Raw genomic sequence first — 931 nt, 5'->3', positions numbered from 1 at the left:
CAGTATTGGTGATAAAGACGTGGATATTGATATGTCCACCATCAGTAGTCTGTCGGGACTTCGCGACAAAATTAACGCAGAAAGCGGTAATTCTGGTGCAACGGCCTCGCTGGTGAAGCAAAACGGCCAGAATATCCTGATGATAAGCAGTGATAAAACCGGTGCGGATAATGCCGTCACGCTCTCCGCTGATGATGCGGCGTTGCATAACCAGCTGACCACAAAGGCCACGCAAATTTCGACCGCGAAGGATGCCGTGATCACGATGGGTGAAGGCGCGATGACCTTCACCAGCAGCACGAATGACTTTAAAGACATCATTCCCGGCGTGGATCTGACGGTGATCCGTACGACCATCGAGGGAGAACCGCTGATCATTAACATTGACAACGACACCACCGGTACCCGTGAACAGGCAGATAAGTTTGTTGATGCCTGGAACTCGCTGCGTACCAAGCTGAACGAGCTGACCAAAAGTGGTAACAGCGATGGCTCAATAACACGGGGTGCACTTGCCGGAGACTCCGGCATTAGCGCACTGGAAACGAAACTTAATGAGCTGCTGCGTAGTGAGTTTAACGGCGCGAAGCTGAGCGAGTTTGGTATCACCTCTGATAAAAATGGCCAGTTGAAACTGGACGGAAAATTGTTTGAAGAGACGATGAAGGAAAAACCAGGTGCCTTCAATGCCCTGTTTGATGGTTCCAGCGGCCTGCTTAAACGGGTCGAAAAAGAGGCGCTTGATACCCTTCTCAGTGGGTCGAAAGGGACCTTGAAGCAGCGTCAGGAAGGCCTGGATAGGAAAAGCGAGCAGCTAACTCGTAAGGAGTCGCAGATTCAGACTCGCTATGAAACGGCGTTCAATCGCTACGTGAAAGAGTTTACCAATATGAAAACGATTATCGCGCAAATGAACCAGACGATGGGGCAG

At 50.6% G+C, this 931-nt stretch carries 1 protein-coding gene; it reads left to right on the top strand.

Translation table 11 applies throughout. The features are described from left to right. The coding region (gene fliD, locus WH277_RS00775) for a flagellar filament capping protein FliD (protein ID WP_339503815.1) at window positions 1-931 on the top strand (931 nt) is incomplete at both ends.

It is taken from the genome of Erwinia sp. MYb416, from assembly GCF_037479575.1.
Classification (GTDB): Bacteria; Pseudomonadota; Gammaproteobacteria; order Enterobacterales; family Enterobacteriaceae; genus Erwinia; species Erwinia rhapontici.
Note: the sequence above shows the minus strand (reverse complement) of the source record. Positions and strands in the feature narration are given on the sequence as shown.